The sequence below is a fragment of the Chryseobacterium sp. KMC2 genome (assembly GCF_016756935.1).
GTDB lineage: Bacteria > Bacteroidota > Bacteroidia > Flavobacteriales > Weeksellaceae > Chryseobacterium > Chryseobacterium rhizosphaerae.
Genome location: NZ_JAESIT010000041.1, coordinates 1 through 5880 on the forward strand (window position 1 = coordinate 1; position 5880 = coordinate 5880).

A 5880-nucleotide genomic window follows, 5' to 3' on the forward strand; every position below is an offset into this window, starting at 1 on the left:
TAATAATATTGTTTTTTTAATACTTCCTATTTGGAATAGTTGTAATTAACAAGATGTGATTTTTAATAATACGAAAAAAAAGAGGTGAAAATATTAAAATATGATATTTAATCTCTCGAAAATATATATTGGAATATTTTTATCAAAATTTAAATTTTGGCACGATTTTTCAATGTAGATATGTAACTCATGTTTAATTTGAGTTTTCATGGTTATTAGTTTTTATCCTCGGAATTTCCGAGGATTTTTTTTTGAATATGATTCTACTCATAAAAAGAACATCGATGAGTTGATTATCTTTAGATGAATAAATTTCTACATATCATCACTTTTTGCATTATTTATTAAGCTTCTCTTTGAAAAGGGAAGCTTGTTTGTTTAAACGATCCGATATTAACTGCCTAATTCCAATTGATTTTTCACCAGTTTGTAATATTCACCATTTTTACTGACTAATTCCTGATGATTGCCTTCTTCTACAATTTTTCCTCCATTTAAGACAATGATATTGTCAGCATTTTTTACGGTTGATAAACGATGGGCAATGATGACAACGGTTTTTCCTTTAAAAAACTCCTGAAGGTTATCATGGATTATTTTTTCATTTTCAGCATCCAGGGCCGATGTTGCCTCATCAAAAAATAAGTATTGAGGATTTTTATATACGGCTCTTGCAATTAATATTCTTTGTTTCTGGCCTCCGGAAATTCCGTTCCCTGAAGCTCCAATTTTGGTATTATATCTTAAGGGAAGAGAGTTTACAAATTCGCTGATATTGGATGTTGTGACTGCTTTTAGCAGTTTTTCGTCATCACTGTTTTCATCATGGGTAATGATGTTTCTGGCGATGGTATCAGAAAATATAAATCCATCCTGCAGAACAACTCCGGAACTTTTTCTAATGCTTTTAGGAGAAATATGTAAAATATCCGTTTTCCCGAAACTGATTTTTCCAGATACCGGATTATAAAACCTCAGTAAAAGTTTCATAAGGGTAGTTTTTCCGCTTCCACTGGCCCCCACAATCGCAGTAACCTTTCCCTGAGGGATAGTAAGCGAGATATCTTTCAATACATAAGGAGACTGAGGTCCTTCATACTGAAATGATACGTTTTCAAACAGGATATCGCCTGCTGTTTCTTCATTGGATTCTATAGGTTTGTCGTCTTCTTTTTCCTCTTTGGATTTAAACTGAACTTCATTAAGTCTTTCCATGCTCAATTTTGCATCTTGAAAAGAACGGAAGAAATTTATCATTTGACTTACAGGGGAATTCATCTGTCCTATTATGTAAGATACTGACAAAAGTACCCCAAGAGACATACTTCCTTTTACCACATAAGTGGCAGCCAAAAAAGTAACAATTATATTTTTAAGCTGATTCAAAAATTCAAATCCGGAGAGTTGATACTGATCAATTTTTAAAATTCTGATATTAAGCTGAAACAGTCTTTTTTGGATTTTTTCCCATTCTGAAATTTTAAAATCTTCAAATTGATTTAATTTCATTTCAGTAACTCCGTTCAGCATCTCATAGATGGAATCCTGATTTTCACTGCGAAGTTTAAACCGGAAATAATCCATTATTTTTCTTTTTCTAAGCCAGTAAAATGACCAGGCAATAGAGATCAGGGTCAAAATGGAATATACTAACAGTATTTTGACATCATAGTACGCGAGAACGCCAAAGAAGACGGAGAAGGTGACTATGGAAAAAAATGTAAGTAAACTTTGGGAGGTTAAAAATTCTTCAATCCTATTGTTATCCTGAATTCTTTGCTGGAAATCTCCCAGTAGTTTGGTGTCGAAAAACCGGATGGGAAGTTCTATTATTTTTTTTAGAAAGTCTGAAATAATTTTGATACTCAGATGTGTACCGATATAGAGTGTCAGCCAGTTTCTGAAAATATTGATAACGATACTGCCCAAAAATAATGACAGCTGTGCCAGCAGGATAATAAAAATAAAATTTAAATTCTTTGAGCTTACTCCGTCATCTATCAGAGACTGGGTAAGAAATGGAAAGATAAGTGTGATGCCACTTCCTGCAAGAAGCAGACAGAACATCAGGGCTATTTTCTTTTTGTAAGGTTGCAGATACTCAACAGTCTGCTTAACGGTTAACAGCTTCTGCTGAGGGGGCTCATTTTGATAAAATGTGTCTGTGGGAGTTAAATAGACGGAAACTCCTTTGCTGCGATCTGAAATCCAGGATTCTTCAAATTTTTCCTGAGATATTTTGATGATACCATGAGCGGGATCGTAAATTTCAAATATTTTTTTTTTGGAAAATAAAGAATTACTGACCTTATTGAGTACCACAAAATGATTTTGATCCCAGTGTAAAATAACAGGTTTCTTGGTATTTTCAATATTGGAAATTAAATGATCAGATTCTTCTTTTACCGCATGATAATCAAATCCTATCTTTTTTGATGCTTCTCCTATGCCTAAAAGAGAAACCCCTTCTTTTGTAATATAAGAGTTTTCTCTAAGGTACTCCAACGGGTATTCTTTTCCATAAGAATTGGCCACCATGCTTATACAAGCAGGGCCGCAATCCATTTGATCATATTGAGCAATAAAACGCACAGTTTAAATTATTTATTTTCAATTATAGTAAGAACACTGCTAAAACAAGAACACTGCTAAAACAGTGAACAAGTTCCAGATAAAATTTTGTCTTATTTAGTTATTCAGAGTTAGGAAATACCTGTACCGGTAGTAGGTTGTGTAGGGCATTGTGTATTTACATTACAAAAACATGCAAGAACGTTCCAACCCTTGGGCGTTTGTCCTTCTTCGTAATTATCAATTGAAGATATTCCTCCTTTTAGTTTTCCCTGCGCATCTTTAGTTAATGGCTGGATTTTACTTTTTAGTTCTTTGAATTTTAATTTGGAATTTTTCATAGTATATAGTTTTATGTATGGATAAGCCTCGTATAGAATTTTTGTTTTATTATTTCAAGTTTCCTGTTTTCATCATAATTGTGAATACAGTAGTCTTTGCCAAAATTTTCCAGTCTGTGCTGAGAACAGCCTCCATTGCAAAGGGGGAGTATTTTACAACTAAAGCAGGGTGGATTGGAGAATCTGCTGTCAAATACTCTTTTTTGAAATGTTTCATTCCAAATGATTTCTCCTGTGTCAGCTAGATAACCTTCTTTTGATGAGGTTTTAAAATCGCGGGCTGTACATTTAAAAACATCTCCATTATAATTGATGGTAGCGTGGTTAAATTTATCTGCATAGCAAGAATTAGTAATAGTTGCAATATGTTCTCCTTTATAGGCACAAACTAGTCCATGTGCTCTGAACTGGTCTACAATATTGGAAATATCTGCTGTTAATTCTTTTTCCTCCTGCCATACTTCATGGAATGAGAAATTTAAGTATTGTTTTTCAAAATTATTGATGTCTTTGAAGTCATCAATGATTTTTACAAGGTCAGAGATTGTTTCTTCAGAAATATTGATTCTTACAGTTACCACGAAGCTATTTTTAAGGCAAAGTTTAATGTTTTCTAAAATTTTGTCATAGCTTCCTTTTTGTTTGGAAATATATCTTACTTTATTATGTCGTTCTCTGTGCCCGTCCAGTGTAATTTGAAATTGTTTTATACCATATTTTTTACCTACATCTAAAAGTTCTTGTGATATTAATAACCCATTTGTAGTAAAAGATGAATGAAAGTTTATATTGTTACTGACCATCAAGGGATAAATGGATTCCAATATATCTTTAATGATCGGATTAAAGTATAGTAAGGGCTCTCCTCCAAACCAGTTTAGACTGAAATTTTTTATCACTCCTTGTTTTCGGATTATTGTCTGCTCAATATGCTTAGTAATTTTATTTTTTGTCTCATCATTGATTCTGGAGTCCTTAATATGAGTTTCATAACAATACCAGCATTTGAAATTACAATTCATGGTAGGGTTAATAATTAACTCATAATTTTCATCGTTAAAATCGTGATTAAAACTTATTTTTTTTATTTCCTCATACTCATTTTTTGTATCGGGGATTATAAATCCTTTTTTTTGAAGCAATAAAAAAAGATCTTCATGAATATCTTTTAAGGCCGGTAAATCCTCTTCATGAATAGCTGCCATAAATAAGTCATGTAAAAGAGGATCCAGAACCAGAAACTGATCACTCATAGAGTTATAAGCTATGATTTTATCTTCATAGTTAAAAGATAGATTATATTGGCTAGCTTTCAGCTCTGTCATGTTCTGTTATATTTTTTTTATTTGGAGTTTTTTTACATTGCTCAGTAATACATTCTTTTTATCTAACGTTAGTTCATCTGTTTTTCCACTGATTTTCAGTGAAGCTACATTTTCTATATTCAGAACTAAGGTTTGGGTATCGACAGCCAGATCTATTTTTCCTGCATTGATAACCTTAAGTTTGGTTGTTCCAAACTGAGCTTTGTCTGTGGTTCGTAATATTCCCACGTTGTAGGCATTGATAAAAATGTCATCGCTTTTTGACGTAATGTAGAGGTTGTAGTTGTTTTTTTTGCTTTCTTCGGTGGAGTGGACTGCCTTTATAGAGGCGACGCCATCAGTTATGCTGAATTTAATCTCTTTGTCTTTGTCGGAGCTCCTTTCCATAATAATTGAATTTTCGGAACCTTTGGTAAAGAATACCTGAGCAATATCTTCAATCCTTATTTCTTTGAAATCAGCTTTTTCGGTATTTAATTCACTTTTAATCATTTGAGAATGAGCTTTTTCGAAAGAAAAGAAAAGGGTCATTATTATAAATAAATTGAATACTTTCATAAGATTGCTTGGGTTTCTAGTTTATTAAATGAGGAATGGGTGATTATTTCATCACAAAAATCTAAGATAATGATTTTTTCATTTTCCTTATGTTTTTCTGCCGTTGTTATAACATCGTTCAGAATGTCGAAAATCATGGACTTTCTAAGGTCGTCACTATTGTACTCCAGGTATATGGGATCATAAACAACATCTTCAAAAGTTATTTGAGTTTTGTCTATCAATAGTCTGAATATATCTTTTAAGATGATAAGGGCACGGTCGACTTCCATTGATCTGAAACTGATCCTTGCCAGGTTGTGGATCTGCTGGATTTTATGGAAAAAAACGATAGGAAATTTTTTTTCAAAATAGGAATCCAGCTCCATTGTTTTTTTTGTACCTGTGAAAGCAGCGGAAAAATCTCCTTTCCTGTAGTGCAGATAGGCGTCAATAGGCACACAAATCAAGTCATATAGTTTTTTTTCATCTTCACTCAGTAAAGATTTGTCTATGTATTTTCCTGCTCTTGATACAAGGTTTTCAGCGGTCATGATATTTCCATGTCTGGAGTGCTCCAGAGCTTTCTGATAATTTTCATAGTAAAATAGGAACACTTTTTTATTTAAGCATACGGAGTTGATCATCTCATTCACATGCTCATCAAATTTCAGCTGCTCTTTGTATTTTTGCTTGTTTAGCTTTTCCAGCTGATCTAGTTTACTATAAAGATTATCAAATTTTTTCATGGTATTAATTTTTAAAAGGCACTTAAAACTTCTGATCCTTTTTGAGCAATGATATAGGATAGAGCGATTCTGTCTTCCATATTGAATTTAAATGACGGACAAGAAAAAATTCCTTCTTTCCATGTTTTAGGGCATGCTCCTCCACAAATAGGAAGTATTTTACAGGTATGGCAGGGAGAGTTTGATTTGTTCTCTCTAATCAGATCATTCCAGTCGACAAACGGTCTTTCCTGAAGTAAATTGCTAGGGTCAGTTCTATTTAAATTTCCTAAGATATAACCGGATTTATCATAGGCTGGAACATATGAAATTTCTGTGCAGTTATAAATGTTTCCATAGGCATCTATCAGTTCAGCT

Annotated in this window: 6 protein-coding genes; all 6 read right to left on the reverse strand. The window is 32.9% G+C overall.

The features are described 5' to 3' along the window. Nucleotides 1-393: 393 nt before the first annotated feature. Nucleotides 394-2565, reverse strand: a complete 2172-nt coding sequence (locus tag JML65_RS23570) for a peptidase domain-containing ABC transporter (protein WP_237390978.1) — start codon at nt 2563-2565, stop codon at nt 394-396. A 137-nt stretch (nt 2566-2702) separates the two neighbouring features. After that, entirely contained in the window at nt 2703-2912 is a 210-nt protein-coding gene (locus JML65_RS23575) for a hypothetical protein (RefSeq protein WP_202272568.1), read from the reverse strand. A gap of 11 nt (nt 2913-2923) precedes the next feature. After that, the gene (locus JML65_RS23580) at nt 2924-4237 is read right to left on the reverse strand and encodes a radical SAM/SPASM domain-containing protein (protein WP_202272570.1); all 1314 of its coding nucleotides are present in this window, start codon (nt 4235-4237) and stop codon (nt 2924-2926) included. A 6-nt stretch (nt 4238-4243) separates the two neighbouring features. Continuing rightward, a complete protein-coding gene (locus tag JML65_RS23585; RefSeq protein ID WP_202272572.1) occupies nt 4244-4729 on the reverse strand; it encodes a GIN domain-containing protein in 486 nt (161 codons plus the stop codon). 62 nt (nt 4730-4791) lie between these two features. Next, nucleotides 4792-5523 (reverse strand): hypothetical protein, encoded by a 732-nt coding sequence (locus tag JML65_RS23590; RefSeq protein WP_202272574.1) that lies wholly within the window; start codon nt 5521-5523, stop codon nt 4792-4794. Nucleotides 5524-5534: 11 nt separating this feature from the next. Beyond that, on the reverse strand, nt 5535-5880 hold a 346-nt coding region (locus tag JML65_RS23595; protein WP_202272576.1), incomplete at its 5' end, for an SPASM domain-containing protein.

Excerpts from the sequence above, each read along its gene's own strand:
- JML65_RS23570 (WP_237390978.1), bottom strand. The coding sequence starts at position 2,565 with ATGGATTGCGGCCCTGCTTGTATAAGCATGGTGGCCAATTCTTATGGA.
- JML65_RS23575 (WP_202272568.1), bottom strand. The coding sequence starts at position 2,912 with ATGAAAAATTCCAAATTAAAATTCAAAGAACTAAAAAGTAAAATCCAG.
- JML65_RS23580 (WP_202272570.1), bottom strand. The coding sequence starts at position 4,237 with ATGACAGAGCTGAAAGCTAGCCAATATAATCTATCTTTTAACTATGAA.
- JML65_RS23585 (WP_202272572.1), bottom strand. The coding sequence starts at position 4,729 with ATGATTAAAAGTGAATTAAATACCGAAAAAGCTGATTTCAAAGAAATA.
- JML65_RS23590 (WP_202272574.1), bottom strand. The coding sequence starts at position 5,523 with ATGAAAAAATTTGATAATCTTTATAGTAAACTAGATCAGCTGGAAAAG.